The sequence below is a fragment of the Streptomyces malaysiensis subsp. malaysiensis genome, from assembly GCF_040653035.1.
Taxonomy (GTDB): Bacteria; Actinomycetota; Actinomycetes; order Streptomycetales; family Streptomycetaceae; genus Streptomyces; species Streptomyces malaysiensis.
Window position 1 is genome coordinate 82,940 of record NZ_JBEZNG010000011.1, and the last position, 16,427, is coordinate 99,366.

Consider the following 16,427-nt stretch of genomic DNA (forward strand, 5'->3'; position numbering starts at 1 on the left):
CCGAAAGGGTCCTTGTATGGCACAACACACCCGCGTTTCCTCAGTTGACGAGGGGCGATGGCCACCTCTAGGGTCACGTGCCATGCAACGACCCACCGGAAAGCGGCTTCAGCAGACCAGCATGCAGGCGAGGGTCGCCGAAGAGCTGCGGCAGATGATCATCAGTGGTGAACTGCCGCCCCGCTCCAGCCTCTCGGAGATGGCGCTGTCCGAGACCTTCGGCGTCAGCCGGACGCCCATCCGCGAGGCCCTCAAACAGCTCCAGATCGAGGGGCTGGTCGAGGTGCGGCCACGGGTCGGCACGTTCGTCGCCGTACCGTCCCGGCGTGAGCTGACCGAGCTGTTCCAGATGAAGGAGCTGCTGGAGGGCGCCGCCGCCCGGCTGCTCGCCTTCCGCGGGAACGTCCCCGAAGTGGAGCGGCTGGAGGCCACCATGAAGGCGGCCGACGCGGCCGTCCGGGACGGTGACACCGAGCAATACGCGGCGCTGGTCCATGAGTTCCACGATCTGATCGTGGTGGGCGCGGACAACAGCAAGCTGGAGGCGCACTACCGCACCCTGATGAACCAGCTGGCCTACGCCCGGCTGGTGCGCACCTCGCTGTCGCGGCCCGGCCGGCTGGTCGAGTCCGACGATGAGCACCACCGCGTTCTCAGTCTGATCCAGGCCAAGGACGGCGACGGCGCGGAGCGGGTGATGCGGGACCATGTGCGCATGAGCCACCAGGCCCTGATGGCGGGCATGGACGAGCCCCGGGCCTGACGACGAGGGCGGCGAGGACGGCGGGACAGCGAGGGCGGCGGGGGCGGTTCACCCGTGGTCGGCCGCCGCGTGCGCGGAGCAGGAGTCGGTTCCTCGCGCCGAGGAGGTGTTCGCGCAGGGTGTAGCGCGCGTCCACGTCGGGTGAGGGGCACCGGCGGGCTCACCGGGGGCCGGGCCGCCGATCCTGGCGTACGTTGGCAGAGGACCCACGGCGAAGGTGGCGGCCCGCATTCGGCACCGGGTCGTGACCAGCATGGTCTTGAGGAAGTCGGGCTCGGGGAGAACGGTTCGCCGAAGACCAGGACGAAGACCATGAACGATGTGCGCAGACGTACGGTGCTCGCCGCGGCCGGAGGGGCGGCTGTCGCGGGCAAGGCGGCGACCGCCCGTGCCCAGGCCCCGCCCGCGCCCGGCGCCGAAGCGGCCCGGCCGGGCAGGGAACCCGGTCCGTACGAGACCAGGATCCAGGCCCTGATGGCGCGGATGACCATCGACGAGAAGCTCGGCCAGCTTCAGCAGCTCGCCTGGACCGGGGACACCGGGCCCGGCGGCGGGCAGACCGCCGCCGCGGAGAAGGCGGCCCGCAGGGGCAGGCTCGGCTCCGTGCTCAACATCTACGGGGCCCGCACCACCAACACCCTCCAGCGGATGGCCGTCGAGGAGTCCCGGCTGGGCATTCCGCTGATCTTCGGGCTCGATGTCATCCATGGCATGTGGACCACCTTCCCCATCCCCCTCGGCCAGGCGGCCGCCTTCGATCCGGCGGTGGCCGAGTGGGACGCGGAGGTGTCGGCGCGGGAGGCCCGCTCCAACGGTGTGCACTGGACGTTCTCCCCGATGATGGACGTCACCCATGAACCGCGCTGGGGGCGGATCGCCGAGGGCGACGGCGAGGACCCGTATCTGGCGTCGGCGCTCGCGGCCGCCAAGACCCGCGGCTACCAGGGCGACGACCTGCGCTCCCGGCACCGTCTCGCGGCCTGCGCCAAGCACATGGTCGCGTACGGGGGCGTCGAGGGCGGCCGCGACTACAACACGGTGGATGTCTCCGAGGCCCGGCTGCGCAACACCTACCTGCCCCCGTTCCTGGCGGCCGTGGACGCCGGGGTGGCCACCGTCATGGCGAGCTTCAACACCGTCAGCGGGGTCCCCGCCCACGGTTACCGCCATGCGCTGACCGAGATCCTCACGGAGGAGTGGGACTTCGACGGCTTCGTCGTCAGCGACTACAACGGCGTCCAGGAAATGATCGTCCACGGCTATGCCGCCGACCGCTCCGACGCGGCCGAGCTGGCCTTCAACGCCGGGATCGACATGGAGATGGCCAGCACCACCATCAACGAGTACGGCAAACGGCTGCTGCGGAGCGGGCGGATCACCACCGCCCGGCTGGACGACGCGGTGGCCCGCATTCTGCGCCTGAAGTTCCGGCTCGGGCTCTTCGAGCACCCCTACGCGGACGAGGACACGGCGATCGCCGGGCCCACCAAGGCGTCCAGGGCGGCGGCGCGCGAGGCGGCCGGGCGCACCATGGTGCTGCTCAAGAACGAGAAGTCCACGCTGCCCCTGGACAGGTCGGGTTCCATCGCCGTCGTCGGGCCGTTCGCCGACTCCACCGATCTGCGCGGCTCCTGGGCCGGGACATGGGCGGAGGCGTTCCGCCCGGTCACCGTGCTCGACGCGGTCAAGGACGCGGCGCCGAAGGCCCGGATCAGCCATGTCCAAGGCGTGGACGCAGCGGGCCGGAACACCCGGGGCATCGCACGGGCGGCGTCGGCGGCCAGGGCCACCGATGTGACCGTGGTGGTGGTCGGGGAGGCGGCGACGCTCAGCGGGGAGGCGTCCGTGCGCAGCGACCTCAGTCTGCCCGGCCGACAGGAGCGGCTGATCACCGCGATCGCGGACACCGGCGCGCCATTCGTGGTGGTGCTGCTCAGCGGACGGCCGCTGACGATGGCGGGCTGGCTGGACCGCACACCCGCCGTGCTCCAGGCGTGGCATCCGGGGATCGAGGGCGGCAACGCCATCGCGGATGTGCTCTTCGGCACCGTGAACCCCGGTGGCAAGCTGCCCGTGACCTTCCCGCGCACGGTCGGGCAGATCCCCGTCTACTACAACCACGAGAACACCGGACGCCCCTACGACCGGGCCAACCACTACACCTCCAAGTACCTGGACCTGGCCAACGGGCCGCAATTCCCCTTCGGCCACGGCCTGAGCTACACCACCTTCGACATCGGCGAGCCCCTGCTCAGCGTCAGCCGCGTCCGGGCCGAGGCGCTGCGCAAGGGCGACACCGTCGAGGTCGCGGTGGCGGTGCGCAACACCGGGCGCCGCAAGGGCGATGAGGTGGTGCAGCTGTACATCCGCGATCCGGTGGCGAGCATCGTGCAGCCGGTGCGCAGGCTGAGCGGGTTCCGCCGGGTCGGCCTCGGCGCCGGGAAGTCCACCACCGTGCGCTTCCGGCTGAGCGCCGAGGAGCTGGGCTTCTGGACCCAGGACCCGCACGGCAGGTTCCTCATACAGAAGGGCGAGATCCAGGTCTTCGCGGGCAACAGTTCGCTGGCGAAGCGGGGACGCACCCTCACCATCGTCTGAGCCCGAGCCCGAGCCCGAGCCCCAGCCCGGCCCGCCCGCTCGTGACCGGCTTCACCAGCGCAGCGGCCGAATTACTTGTAGGGTGCATGCTGACCGCTACGCACCCGGAAGACGCCCTTGATGACCGCCGCGCCCTGGCCCTCGACCACCACGACGAGCGGACGAGACCCCGCGGCGCACCCGGCGGGCCGCTCCGGCCACGGTGGGGTGGAGGCCCAGTGGGCGGTGTGATCACCGGCTTCGGTGTCATCGCGGCCATCATCCTCACCGGCTATGTCATCGGGCACCGCCGCTCCCTGGGCGACCACGGCCGGGATGTGCTCACCAAGCTCTCGTTCAATGTGGCCTCCCCCGCGCTGCTGTTCACCACGCTCTCCAAGGCCGACCTCTCCGTCATCGTCTCCACACCGCTGCTGGTGACGGCCTTGAGCACCTTCGTGGTCGCGGGCGCGTTCGTGGCCGTCGGGGCCGTACGGCGGTGGAGCGTCGGCCGGACGACGATCGGCGCGCTGTGCGCGAGCTATGTGAACGCGGGCAACCTCGGCATCCCCATCGCGATGTACGTCCTGGGGGACGCGAGCCTGATCGCCCCGGTGCTGCTGTTCCAGCAACTCGTGATGACCCCGATCGCCCTGACGGTCATCGACCTCTCCCGGCCCGAGATGCGCCCCTCGCTGCTCCGCAGGCTGACCAGCCCGTTCCGGAACCCCGTCGTGATCGGCTCGCTGTCCGGTGTCGCCGTGTCCGCCGCGGGCTGGCGGATCCCCGGGCCCATCGCCGAACCGCTGTCGCTGCTGGGCGGCATGGCCGTCCCCGCCGTGCTGCTGGCCTTCGGGATCTCGCTGCCGGGCAGTCAACTCCCCGGGCGCGGCGAGGAACGCGGGCCGGTGCTGCTGTCGGTGGCGCTGAAGTCCTTCGCCCAGCCGGTGGTGGCCTGGGCCATCGCGGCGGGGCTGTTCCGGCTGAGCGGTCCGGCGCTCTTCGCCGCCGTCGTCACCTCCGCGCTGCCGGCGGCCCAGAACCTGTTCACCTACGCCTCGCGGTACGAGACCTCCACCGTCCTGGCCCGTGAGTCGATCCTGCTGTCCACGCTGCTCGCGCCGCCGGTGCTGATGACCGTCGCCGCGCTGCTGGGCTGAGACCGGCCCCGCGGCGGCCGGTTGGACCGGGCACTCGCACCGGTGTGCCACGCGCCGGGCCGGTCCGGAAGAACTTTGGTTTGCCCCTCGGGGCCCAGGGCAGGCGGATATTCGTGCTTCGGACCGTAGGCACGCACCGCGGGAGCAGTCTGTATCGCTCCGGACCGCGGGGCGCGCCGGTCCGTACGTCCCCGTGAGCCTCCCGCGACGCGGCCCGGTCCCAGAGACCTGTCAGCCCATCGCAGGAGGTGTGTTCCGTGACGACCGCGACGCAGGACATGACACGGCCCCGAACCGGCCCCGCGAAGCACCCGCATGACGACGCGCCCGACACCGGCGCCGAGTTCGCGGAGATGGCCCGGCTGCCCGAAGGGCCGGAGAAGGAGGTGCTGCGCCGCCGGGTCGTGGAGGCGTGGATGCCGATGGCCGAGCGGCTGGCCCGGCAGTACCGCAACCGCGGCGAATCCCTGGAGGACCTCCAGCAGGTGGCCGCGCTCGGCCTGGTGAAGGCCGTCAAGCGGTACGACCCGGAACACGGCACCGCCTTCGCCGGGTTCGCGGTGCCCACGATCGTCGGCGAGCTCAAGCGCCACTTCCGGGACCATCTGTGGGTGCTGCACGTCCCCCGCCGGGTCCAGGACCTGCGCAACCGGGTGCGCGCCGCCCACCGCGAGCTGTCCCATTCCGCGGACGACCGGCCGCCGCGGGCCGAGGAGATAGCCGAGCGCACCGGGCTGACCGAGAAGGAGGTGCGCGCGGGTATGGAGGCCATGGGCAGCTTCGCCCCGCTCTCCCTGGACGCCCAGCTGCCCGGCTCCGACGACGGCTACTCCCTGGCCGACACGCTCGGCGCCCAGGAGTCCGCGTACGACCGGGTGGTGGACCGAGAGGCCGTGCGGCCCGGTCTCAGCAGGCTCCCCGACCGCGAGCGGCAGATCCTCTACATGCGCTTCTTCTGCGATATGACCCAGAGCCGGATCGCCGAGCAGCTGGGCATCTCCCAGATGCATGTCTCGCGGCTCATCAACCGCACCTGCTCGACACTGCGCGCCCAGGCGATGGCCGAGGCCAACTGAGCCGGGGACCGCGTTGCGCCGCTGGAACGATCCGCATCGCCTTAGTGGGTGACCGTGGCGTCGTGGGGAGCGACGGCTCCCCACGCGGACTGCGAGGGTCGGGGCGGCGGGTGACGGCCGCCCGGACGAAGGAGACGAAAAGCCAGTGAACACCCATCCCGATCGTCCTCCTCAGGTGTACGTCCCCGAGCTCCTCAGGGGGCAGAAGGCGCTGGTGACCGGGGCGAACTCGGGGATCGGCAAGGCCACCGCGATCGCCCTGGGGCGCTCCGGCGCGGATGTGGTGGTCAACTACGCCAGCGACCGGCCGGCCGCCGAGGCGGTCGTCGCCCAGATCCAGGGCCACGGTGTGCGCGCCTACGCCCATCAGGCGGATGTGTCCCAGGAGGACCAGGTCGTCGAGATGGTGTCCACGATGGCCGACCGCCTGGGCACGATCGACATCCTCGTCGCCAACGCGGGGCTCCAGCGGGACGCCCCCACGGTGGAGATGACGCTCGAGCAGTGGCAGAAGGTCATCTCCGTCAACCTCACCGGCCAGTTCCTGTGCGCCAGGGAGGCGATCAAGGAGTTCCTGCGGCGCGGTGTGGTTCCGGAGGTGTCGCGGTCGGCCGGGAAAATCATCTGCATGAGCTCGGTCCACCAGATCATCCCCTGGGCCGGCCATGTGAACTACGCGGCGGCCAAGGGCGGCGTGGCGATGCTGACGGAGACCCTGGCCCAGGAGTTCGCGCCCCGGAAGATCCGGGTGAACGCGATCGCGCCGGGCGCCATCAAGACCCCGATCAACCGCAGCGCCTGGCAGACCGCCGAGGCGCGGGACTCCCTCCTGGAGCTCATCCCGTACGGCCGGATCGGCGACCCGCTGGACATCGCCAACGCCGTCGTGGTCCTCGTCTCCGACCTGTGCGACTACGTGGTGGGCACCACCGTCTACGTGGACGGCGGGATGACCCTCTTCCCGGGTTTCGCCACCGGCGGCTGACCGGGGGCCGGGGCGCGGCGGGCGGAGTGTCCGCGGGCCCCGCCCGGGCCGTGTCACTCGTGCGCACCGTTGTGGTTCCGGCCCGGCTGGGTACCCATGTGGTTCCCGTAGCTCATCGACGCACCTTCCCAGGGAGCCGTAGTGAAGATCGGCGTATCCACATTCGTCACCGACCAGGGCATCCGGCCCGCGCCCCTCGGGCGGGCCATCGAGGAGCGCGGTTTCGACTCGCTCTTCATCGCGGAACACAGCCATATCCCGGTGGACCGCCGCACCCCCTATCCGGGTGGCGGAGACCTTCCGGAGGTCTACTACCACACCCTCGACCCGTATGTGACGCTGGCCGCGATCGCCTCGGTCACCGAGCGGCTGCTGCTGGGCACGGGCATCGCCCTGCTGGTGCAGCGGGACCCGATCCACACCGCCAACGAGGTGGCCTCCCTCGACGTGGTCTCCGGCGGACGCGCCGTGTTCGGGGTGGGCGCGGGCTGGAACCGTGAGGAGATGGAGAATCACGGGACGGATCCGTCCACCAGGGGCCGGCTGCTGAACGAGCGGCTGCGGGCCATCCGTGAGCTGTGGACGAAGGAGAAGCCCGAATTCCACGGGGAGTTCGTGAACTTCGACCCGGTCTTCCTGTGGCCCAAGCCGGTCCAGCGGCCGCATCCGCCGATCTATGTGGGTGGCAGCGGCGAGGCCGCGTTCCGCCGGATCGCCGAGCTCGGCGACGCCTGGCTGGCCAACAGCGGATCCCCCGAGGAGCTGCGCCCGCAGATGGAGCGGCTGCGCGAGGTGGCCGGCCGCGAGGTGCCGGTGACGCTGTACGCGATGCCCGAGGACGCCGAGGCGGTCGAGGGGTATCAGCGCATCGGTGTGGAGCGGGTGCTGTTCTATCTGCCGACCATGCCGGAGGCGGAGACGATCGCGCGGCTGGACTCGATGGCCGGGATCGCCGCCCGGTTCCGGTGAGCCACCGGGGCCCGCGATGCCACGGCTGACGAGCGAGCGGGCGCGGGAGCGGTTCGCACGGGCCAGGCTGGCCCGGCTGGCCACCGTCGGCGCCGGGGACCACCCGCATCTGGTGCCGGTGGTCTTCGCGCTGACCGGCGACACCGTGGTGACGGCCGTCGACCACAAGCCGAAGCGGACGACACGGCTGAAACGCCTGGACAACATCCGCGCCCACCCCGCCGTATGCCTTCTGGTGGACGACTACGACGAGAACTGGGACCACCTGTGGTGGGCGCGGGCCGACGGCACGGCCCGCGTCCTGCCACCGGCGGAGGAGTCGGAGGTGTCCGCGGGTTATGTCCGGCTGCTCGTGGACACCTACCCGGCCCAGTACGCGGACCGGCCGCCGCGCGGGCCGGTCGTGGAGATCACCGTCGGCCGGTGGAGCGGCTGGCGGGCCGTATGAGCCCGCCGCCCGTGGGCGCGTCAGCGCACGGACTCCGCCATCCTCGCGAACTCGCTGCCCAGCTGGGACATGGCGTGGTCGTACTCCTCGGCCGAGACGGCCTCCCGGAGCGTGGCGAGGACCGCCCGCACCCCCCGGTCGGCCTCCGGCTCGGTCAGCCCGGTGCGCTCCCGCACCCTGCGGATCGACTCATCGGGGTCGAAGATCTCCATGTCCCCCTCCCCGCGCCGAAGGGATTCCCGGAGGTGTTCGGGCAGCTCCAGGGCGAGGTCCCGGGCCTCGCCCGCGCTCAGGCGGGCCGCCAGGGTCTCGAGCGTGGCGCGGGTGACATCGGCCGCTTCCTGCCGTGAGAGCTGGGTGCGGTCCGCCACTGTCCGGAAGAACTCCCGGTCGTCCATGCGGCCTCCCTACGACGCGCACCAGGACAGGGCCTAACCCCACCTTGCCATGCCCGCCCACCTCCCGCGAGGCGCTGGAGCGGGCACGGAGGGACGATGGAGCCATGGGCCACGGCCATCTTGTTCCCTCAGGAGGTGGACGACCATGACCTACTCCTCCGACAGTCCACACGGCTCCGGGCAGCCGAGGGAGGAACCCTCCGGCCGGCCGGGAGAGCGGCCCTTCGGCGAGGGCAGCCCGTACGCCGCGTTGCAGAACGTCATGTCCAACGCCGCCTGGCAGGTCCTGGTGACCGCCGGTCTGGTGGCGATCGCGCTGGGCATCATGGTGCTGGCATGGCCGGCGGCCTCCCTGACGGTGGTCGGCGCCCTGTTCGGCGCCTATCTGCTGATCAGCGGGATCTTCCAGCTGGCCGGCGCCTTCGGCGCGCATATACCAAGACATCTGCGGGTGCTGAGTTTCATCACCGGGGCGCTGAGCGTGCTGCTCGGACTGCTCTGCTTCCGGGGGCCGGCCCAGTCGATCCTGCTGCTCGCGCTGTGGATCGGCTTCGCCTGGCTGATCCGGGGCGTGATGCAGACCGCCACGGCGATCTCCGGTGAGGGCATCCCCGCGCGGGGCTGGCAGGTGTTCCTCGGTCTGCTCACCATCGTGGCCGGGATCATCCTGATCGTGGCGCCCTTCGGCTCGATCACCGCGCTCACCGTGGTGGCCGGTATCTGGCTGATCGCCCTGGGCATCATCGAGATCATGCACGGCATCCAGTTGCGCATGCACCTCGGCGGCGGCGCGCCCCGCGCGGAGCACCGGGGGCTGCACTTCCCCTTCCGCTCGCAGCCGCATCCTCAGGCATAGCCGGGCCGTCGCGACGGCCGCTTACGGCCGTCGCGGCGGATCGCGGACGGTCAGGGGCTCCGGCTCGGGACGCGGTGGCGGGGTGTGTCAGCGGGTCTGCACCCACCACGCCATCAGGCCGATGGCCGCGGTGCCGCACGCATACGAGGCACCCCGGACGAAGTTGGCGGCGGCGAGTCGGCCGTATCGACGCCATCTGCTGCTGGAACGGCTGGGTACCGGTGGGCGAACCTCCATGGTGTGCATATGGAGCCCCTTTCGTGAGCGTACGGACGGTGACTGTCCGACGCGGGGGAACGACGCGCTGGAGAAAGCATACAAAAGTGTGAACTTGCTCCATGGATCGGACTCGCCGAAAAAATTCCTTTCGACACGATTTCAGAATGGGGCCGATCAGCGCGATTTGGCGGCCGCGGGCACGGTGCGGGTGGCGGTGTTCCAGCCCGAGATCCGCACCGAGGGGGCCGAACCGCCCAGGTCCGCGGTGCGATAGGTGGCGGTGAGCGTCGTCGACTCGCCCGGCCACAGGCTCACCTCGTTGTCCGACCAGCGAACGGGCAGTACGGGCCGGTCCGAGCCGTTCACCAGATGGGCGTCCACGAGCAGCGCCGGAGTGCGCCCGCTCCCGGTGTTGCGCAGGGTGACGGTCGTGGTGGCGGTGGAGTCAGGCCTGCGGCTCGTGTCGGCGGTGGCGGACACGGGCGCCTCGGCCATGTCGTCGAGTCCGGTCAGATCCGCGTAGGAGGTGGTGGGGGTGTAGTACCACTCGGTGCTGTCCCAGTCGAGCACGTCCTTCTCGGTGGAGAGCCAGTACACATTGCGGCTGACCTCCTTGCCGGTGCGGTCGGTGAGCTGGAGCTTGACCAGATAGGCGCCGGACACTCCGCCGACGTCCGCCGGGACGGTGAGCGCGGTGGCCTTGCCGCCGTCGCCCGGCACCCGCAGACCGGTGGCGCTCCTCTCGAACTTCCGGGTGCCGTCGGGGGTGTAGAGGCCGACGCGGGCGGTGAGACCGGTGGCGGGGGTGTGCCGGCCGTTGACCACGACCACCGAGCGGGTGTCGTACGAGTACTGGATGTGCAGCGGCTCATTGGCCTTCTTGGCGCCGTAGTAGGCCCCGCCCTGGTCCAGATAGCGGTCGAAGAGCTGCCAGTGGAGCGAGGTCCAGCCGCTGTTCAGCATCCAGTGGACCACACCGGTGGCGGGCCGGGAGGTGTCGGAGAAGTTGCGCGCGTACGCCTCGAACTGGGCGCGCACCGCCTCGTAGCGGGCGAGCCGCGCCTTGCGCACATAGTCCGTCAGCCCGCTGGGCGGTCCGTAGCGGCCGATCAGCGCGTTGCCGAAGAGCTGGAGGTCGCCGAAGGTGTCGGACGGGGACCGGTGGTACTGCTTGGCCGACGGGTCGCGCCACAGGGTTTCCAGTTCGCCGGGGGACATCATGCGCCGGAGCGTGTCCAGGGTGGGGATGTCGGGTCCGGCGCTGGTCTCGGAGTTGAAACCGGTGGCACCGCCCTCCCGCTTGGCGTACCAGTAGTCCGGCGGAACCCAGTCGTAGGGGCCGGTCATCTTCATACCGGACGTGCCCAGCTTCGGCGAGGACTTGGCGGAGGCGGCGGGGATCACCGGGTTCGGCCAGTCGGCGGCCTTCAGCGCGTCGAGGTAGTTCTTCTCGATGGTGGCGTCGGGGGCGAAGTCGCTGCCGATGAGGAAGGAGATCACGCTGGGGTGGTCGCGCAGTCGGGCGGCCTCGGCGGCCATCGAGTCCTTGGCCACCGGGTAGTCGGCGGCGGTCCACTTCTCCCCCGCCTCCTCGCCGTTGACCTGGCCCTCCCACTTGTCGCAGCACTCCCAGCCGGGGAGGGTCAGAATGCCGTAGCGGTCGGTGAGGTCGAAGAACTCGTCCGGTTCGATATGGCCTTCCAGGCGGACGGTGTTCAGCCCCAGGTCGAGGGTGTACTTCAGCCGGTCCTCCACCGAGCGGGCGTCCCAGCGCAGAAACACATCAGGGGACCAGCCGCCCGCCTTGATCAGCAGCGGGCGTCCGTTGATGAGGTACCGCCGGGCACCGTCGGCGTTCAGCGGCGCCTTGACGTCGCGGATGCCGAAGCTGTGGTGGGCGGTGTCGGAGGGGGTGCCCGAGACGGTGGCGGTGAGGTCGAGGTCGTACAGCGGCTGGTCGCCCATCCCGGCGGGCCACCACACCTCGGGCCGCTCCAGCCGCAGTGCGGGGAAGTCGGCGGGGGTGAAGGTGAGCGCCCTGCTCTCGTGCGGGGCGAGCGAGACCGTACGGCTGATGGCCGCGGGACCGGCCGTGCCGGAGACCGTGGCGGTGACCGGGGAGGCGGAGTCGTTGCGGACCCGGGCCTTGACGGTGAGCTCGGCGGAGGCGAGCGATGCGGTGTCCAGCCGGGTGGTCATATGCGCGTCGCGCAGGGCCACCGGGCCGCCACGGCGGACCAGCACATCGCGGACGATGCCCATGTTCTCGTCGGGCGGGGGCTGGAGCCAGTCGATCCAGCCCATCGTGAGGTTCTTGCGCGGATCGTTGGGCTGGACACGGAACGCCACCGTATTGGTGCCCGCCCCGACCAGGTCGGTGACATCCAGCTCATGCCGGGTGTACGCCCCGGCGATCCGCTCCTTGGTGGCCACCCGAACGCCGTTGACATACACATCGGCGGCGGACACCACACCGCTGACGTCCAGATAGGTACGGCGGGAGGGGTCGGCCACGGTGAAGTCGCCGCGGTACCACCAGGGGACGGCGAAGTCGGCCGCGGGGATCTTCTCCAGGTTGGTCGAGTAGAACGGATCCGGGTACGTCCCGGCCGCGAGCAGCCCGGCGAGCACCGTCGACCGGGGCCCCACGGAGTGCCAGCCGGACGCGGGGTAGCCGGGGGTGGAGATGTCCGCGGGGGTGTCCGTCACCTTGGCCGAGGACTGCGTGGCGAAGCCCGCGAGCGGGGTCGCGGTGCCGGGGGCCGCGCCCACCCGGGTCACCGGGGCCGGGGCGCCCGCCGCCGGCGCGGTGCGCGGGGGCGCCGCGCCCGTGGTGAGGGAGACGGTGAGGAGCAGGCCGCCGACGGCGAGCGAGGCGGTCAGGGCGCGTCGGACGCGGGCTCGCGCCCGCCGCCGGGGTGATACCGGACGCAGGACCACGGATGTCTCCCTGAGGGCAGGCAGAGCATTGGTCAAGTAGGTTTCCTAACAAACCAGGGACGGTAGAGAGCTGAACGAGTCATGTCAATCAGCCCCGCGGGGAAATGGCCCGTCCGGCGCAACAGCGCGATCAGGCGCGGAGCGCCACCGCTCCGCGCCTCTTCCCTCCGCGCCTCGTCAGGCGTGCCAGCGCAGTACCGCGCCCAGGCCCCCGGCCGGTCCCGGGACCCCCTCGGGCACCAGCAGCACCTCGGTGTCGGCCACCGCGGCGGACCGCATCAGCGCGTCGTCCGCACGGGCGGGCTCGGGTGCTCTGACGCCCATGGCGCGCGCCTGGGAGCGCTGTACGGCGACCTGATCGGCGTCGGGGCCGATCCACACCTCATGGCGCATATCGCCCCCGGTGTGCCCCAGCAGCAGCGTGGCCGCCTGATGGCTGCGCATGGCCTCCACGACCGCCGGCACCCCCTCCGCCGCCCCGCTGCTCGGCGGCCCCGCGCCGTCGTGTCCGCTCGGGCCCGGCCCGCCGGGGCGGCCCCGCCCGGCGCGGAAGAGATCGAGGACCGACTCCAGGTGGGCGCGGGCGCACTCCGCCCGAGCGTGGTCGATCTCCGTGTTCAGCAGTTCGGAGCAGCCGGCGGCCCTGCTGCCGTGGCGCATCTCCTCCGTCTTGGCCCGCAGCGACTCGGGCAGCCGGTCGCGCACGGCCCGGCGCCCGCGCGGATCACCGGCCAGGATCAGCAGCTCGGCGTCGCTCTCCGCCCACTGCCGCACCAGCTCGTCGGCCACCCGATCGGCGGTCTGCTCCCAGGTGTTCCCGACCCGGTTGCGGTAGTGCCACTCATAGCGGTCCGCGGGCACCGACCGATGGCCCCGGCCGTGCGCCCGGCGGCCCGCGGCGCGGCCCGCCGGGCGGGTTCCGGTGTCGTCCCGCAGCTCCAGATCGGCCCCCGCCTGGTCGACGAAGGCCACCAGACAGGCCGGCCACTCACCGCGGAACGTGGCCAGCGGCGCCACCCGCGGCAGCATCGACCAGGACGTCACCACATCGATCGGGGCCGTGGCCAGCGGCAGGTCGAGCACCACCTCGCCACCCGCCGCGAACAGCGCCCGCCCCGCGGACGCCCTGGCCTCCTCCTCACCGGCCAGCCGCTCGACCACCGCGTCGCAGGTGGCGCGGTCGGCGCCCTGGCTGGTCAGCTGATCCGCCACGAACCGCTCCCGCAGCCTGCGCCGCGTGGGCGCGTCCTCCGTACTGCGAGAGGTGTCCATGTAGACGCCCGCCCATGGACCGGGGCGGTCGAACAACGGCTTCAGGAATCCAACGTCCATGACCTCCCCCAAACCGGGGAAACACACGCCAGAAACCGGTCGACCCGACTGCCGCGGATCGCCGTTTCGCTCCTGACCCCAGGATCCCTCCACCTCACCGGGATCGCCAGAGCCGACTAGAATCGCTGTCATGGCTCGCTCCAACGAGGAGGTCGAAGCCCTCCTGCGTGAGTACGCCGATCTCCTCCTGATCACGGGCGGGGACGCGTACCGGGCGCGTGCGTACGAGAAGGCCGCCCGGGCGATCGGCGGCCATGCGGCCGACATCTCGCAGTTCGACGCCAAGGGGCTGCGGGAGATCCCGAACGTGGGCCGGTCGATCGCCGACAAGGTGGTCGAGTATCTGCGCACCGGCACCATGCCCGCCGTCGAGGAGGCGCGCGCCGCGATCCCAGCCGGGGTGCGGGAGCTGACCGCCATCCCGGCGCTCGGACCGAAGAAGGCCATGATCCTCTACGAGGAGCTGGAGATCTCCTCGATCGACCAGCTGGCCGACGCGATCGAGGACCACCAGCTGCGCGACCTCAAGGGCTTCGGGCCGAAGTCCGAGGAGAACATCCTCCACGGCATCGCGCTGATGCGTGCCGCGGGCCACCGCATCCCGCTCGACGAGGCCATGGACGTGGCCGATGACATCGTCTCCGCCCTCTCCAGGGTGCCCGGCTGCCGGCGGTGTGCGTACGCCGGGTCGCTGCGCCGGATGCGGGAGACCGTGGGCGATGTGGACATCCTGGTGGCGGCGGAGGAATCCGGCCCGTTCATGGAGGCGTTCACCCGGCTACCGCTCACCTCCGAGGTGATCGCCCACGGCCAGAAGAAGACATCGATCCGCACCGTCAAGGGGCTCCAGGTGGATCTGCGGGTGCTGCCGCTGGACTCCTGGGGCGCGGGACTGCTCTACTTCACCGGCTCGAAGGCGCACAACATCCGCATCCGCGCGATCGCGGTGCGCCATGGCCTCAAACTCTCCGAGTACGGCCTCTTCGAGACCAAGAGCGGGAAGACGATCGCCTCGCGCAGCGAGGAGGACGTCTACGCCCGGCTCGGCATGGAGTGGATCCCGCCGACGCTGCGCGAGGACCGGGGCGAGATCAAGGCCGCCCTCGAAGGCCGACTCCCCCGGCTGGTCACGGAGTCCGATCTGCGGGGCGATCTGCACACCCACACCAACCTCACCGACGGGCTGGAATCGCTGGAGGACATGATCGCCAAGGCGGAGCGGCGCGGCTACGCGTACTACGCCATCACCGATCACGCGCCCAAGCTCTATATGCAGCAGATGACCGAGGAGAAGATGCTGGCCCAGCGGGAGCGGGTGCGCGCACTCGACCGTGGGCGCGGACACCGGGACACCCGGCTGCTGCACGGTGTGGAGCTGAACATCGACGTCGACGGGGACGTGGACTGGCCGGCCGACTTCCTCGAGGACTTCGATGTGTGCGTGGCCTCGGTGCACACCCAGTTCGGGCTGGACCGGAAGGCCATGACCCGGCGGCTGGTGAGGGCCTGCGAGAATCCGTACGTCCATGTCATCGGCCACCCGACGACCCGGCTGATCGGCAAACGGCCCGGTATCGACGCCGACTTGGACGAGGTGTTCGCCGCCTGCGCCCGCACCGGCACCGCGCTGGAGATCAACGCCCATCCGGACCGGCTCGATCTGTCGGACGACAACATCCTGCGGGCGAAGTCCTACGGAGTGGTGTTCGCCCTGGACAGCGACGCCCACTCGACCCGCGATCTGGACAACATGCGGTACGGGGTGGGCATGGCCCAGCGGGGCTGGCTCACCCCGGACGATGTCATCAACACCTGGCCCCTGACCCGGCTGCGGCGTTTCCTGCGCAAGGGCACGGGGCAGCGGCCCTCTACATGACCACCTCCGAACCCGCGCACTCCTACCCCGCCCGTCAGGCCCCCGGCGCCGAAACCGTCGCCGAGCTGGACGCACGGGTCATCGACTGCCGTGCCTGCCCCCGCCTGGTCGAGTGGCGGGAGGAAGCCGCCCGCACCAAGCGCCGGGCCTACGCCGACTGGGACTACTGGGGGCGTCCGGTGCCCGGCTTCGGACCGGCGGACGCCGCGGTGGCGATCGTGGGTCTGGCACCGGCCGCCCACGGCGGAAACCGTACGGGCCGGATGTTCACCGGCGACCGCGCCGGCGACTTCCTGTACGCCGCGCTGTACGACCTGGGGCTGGCCAACCGGCCCACCGCCACCCACCGCGGCGACGGTCTGGAGCTGCGCGGGGTCAGGCTCACCTCACCGGTGCGCTGTGCCCCGCCCGCCAACCGCCCCACCCCCGGGGAGCGGGACACCTGCCGCCCCTGGCTGGCCCGGGAGCTGCGGCTGCTGCGGCCGACGCTGCGGGCCGTCGTGGTGCTCGGCGCGTTCGGCTGGCAGGCCGTGCTGCCCGTGCTGGAGGCGGCCGGATGGGCCGTGCCCAGGCCACGGCCGGTGTTCGCGCACGGCGCGCGGACCACACTGCGGGCGACCGACGGCGGGGCGCCGCTCACGCTCTTCGGCTGCTACCACGTGAGCCAGCAGAACACCTTCACCGGACGGCTCACCCCGGCCATGCTGCGCGAGGTGCTGGGCGCCGCGGCGGAGGCGGCGGGGCTCGCGGTCTCCGGGACCGATCCGTCCTGACCGGGAAGGGGAGGCCCCGGGCACTGGGGCAGGAGGGCGCCCGGGGCCTCGTTCA

13 protein-coding genes are annotated in these 16,427 nt (G+C 71.3%); 10 read left to right on the forward strand and 3 right to left on the reverse strand.

The genetic code is table 11. The annotated features are described in order from the left end of the window. The first annotated feature begins 82 nt into the window (after positions 1–82). The 7 genes from AB0E24_RS22810 (at position 83) to AB0E24_RS22840 (ending at position 7,978) form a co-directional block, all read left to right on the forward strand. Positions 83–763, forward strand: coding sequence for a GntR family transcriptional regulator (locus AB0E24_RS22810; RefSeq protein WP_102936518.1), 681 nt, complete (start codon positions 83–85; stop codon positions 761–763). A 312-nt stretch (positions 764–1,075) separates the two neighbouring features. Next, positions 1,076–3,361, forward strand: coding sequence for a glycoside hydrolase family 3 N-terminal domain-containing protein (locus AB0E24_RS22815; protein WP_251770935.1), 2,286 nt, complete (start codon positions 1,076–1,078; stop codon positions 3,359–3,361). A 218-nt stretch (positions 3,362–3,579) separates the two neighbouring features. Then, positions 3,580–4,500: an AEC family transporter gene (locus tag AB0E24_RS22820; RefSeq protein ID WP_093701403.1), complete on the forward strand. Its 921-nt coding sequence runs from the start codon at positions 3,580–3,582 to the stop codon at positions 4,498–4,500. Between the two features lie 278 nt (positions 4,501–4,778). Further along, positions 4,779–5,576 carry a SigB/SigF/SigG family RNA polymerase sigma factor gene (locus tag AB0E24_RS22825; protein WP_359379646.1) on the forward strand — a complete coding sequence of 266 codons (798 nt, stop codon included), beginning with the start codon at positions 4,779–4,781 and terminating at the stop codon, positions 5,574–5,576. 145 nt (positions 5,577–5,721) lie between these two features. Then, positions 5,722–6,561: an SDR family oxidoreductase gene (locus AB0E24_RS22830; protein WP_147967096.1), complete on the forward strand. Its 840-nt coding sequence runs from the start codon at positions 5,722–5,724 to the stop codon at positions 6,559–6,561. A 141-nt stretch (positions 6,562–6,702) separates the two neighbouring features. Continuing rightward, a complete protein-coding gene (locus tag AB0E24_RS22835; protein ID WP_069860513.1) occupies positions 6,703–7,530 on the forward strand; it encodes an LLM class F420-dependent oxidoreductase in 828 nt (275 codons plus the stop codon). A gap of 16 nt (positions 7,531–7,546) precedes the next feature. Beyond that, the gene (locus tag AB0E24_RS22840) at positions 7,547–7,978 is read left to right on the forward strand and encodes a TIGR03668 family PPOX class F420-dependent oxidoreductase (protein WP_079260018.1); all 432 of its coding nucleotides are present in this window, start codon (positions 7,547–7,549) and stop codon (positions 7,976–7,978) included. A 20-nt stretch (positions 7,979–7,998) separates the two neighbouring features. Here the strand turns inward: AB0E24_RS22840 and AB0E24_RS22845 are convergent, their stop codons facing one another. Then, positions 7,999–8,376: a DUF2267 domain-containing protein gene (locus AB0E24_RS22845; protein ID WP_069860511.1), complete on the reverse strand. Its 378-nt coding sequence runs from the start codon at positions 8,374–8,376 to the stop codon at positions 7,999–8,001. Positions 8,377–8,521: 145 nt separating this feature from the next. On the opposite strand from AB0E24_RS22845, the gene AB0E24_RS22850 reads away from it, so the two are divergent. Continuing rightward, positions 8,522–9,232 (forward strand): HdeD family acid-resistance protein, encoded by a 711-nt coding sequence (locus tag AB0E24_RS22850; protein ID WP_069860510.1) that lies wholly within the window; start codon positions 8,522–8,524, stop codon positions 9,230–9,232. A gap of 393 nt (positions 9,233–9,625) precedes the next feature. Here AB0E24_RS22850 and AB0E24_RS22855 read toward each other — a convergent pair whose 3' ends face one another. Together AB0E24_RS22855 and AB0E24_RS22860 are read right to left on the reverse strand one after the other, a co-directional pair. Beyond that, entirely contained in the window at positions 9,626–12,391 is a 2,766-nt protein-coding gene (locus AB0E24_RS22855; protein ID WP_359379450.1) for a glycoside hydrolase family 2 protein, read from the reverse strand. A gap of 177 nt (positions 12,392–12,568) precedes the next feature. After that, positions 12,569–13,723 carry a baeRF2 domain-containing protein gene (locus AB0E24_RS22860; protein ID WP_069860509.1) on the reverse strand — a complete coding sequence of 385 codons (1,155 nt, stop codon included), beginning with the start codon at positions 13,721–13,723 and terminating at the stop codon, positions 12,569–12,571. A 130-nt stretch (positions 13,724–13,853) separates the two neighbouring features. Between AB0E24_RS22860 and polX the strand changes: the two genes are divergently transcribed. Together polX and AB0E24_RS22870 are read left to right on the forward strand one after the other, a co-directional pair. Next, entirely contained in the window at positions 13,854–15,599 is a 1,746-nt protein-coding gene (gene polX / locus AB0E24_RS22865) for a DNA polymerase/3'-5' exonuclease PolX (RefSeq protein ID WP_359379453.1), read from the forward strand. Next, positions 15,596–16,372, forward strand: a complete 777-nt coding sequence (locus tag AB0E24_RS22870; protein WP_251770940.1) for a uracil-DNA glycosylase — start codon at positions 15,596–15,598, stop codon at positions 16,370–16,372. The genes polX and AB0E24_RS22870 overlap by 4 nt, the downstream gene beginning before the upstream one ends. Positions 16,373–16,427: the final 55 nt, after the last annotated feature.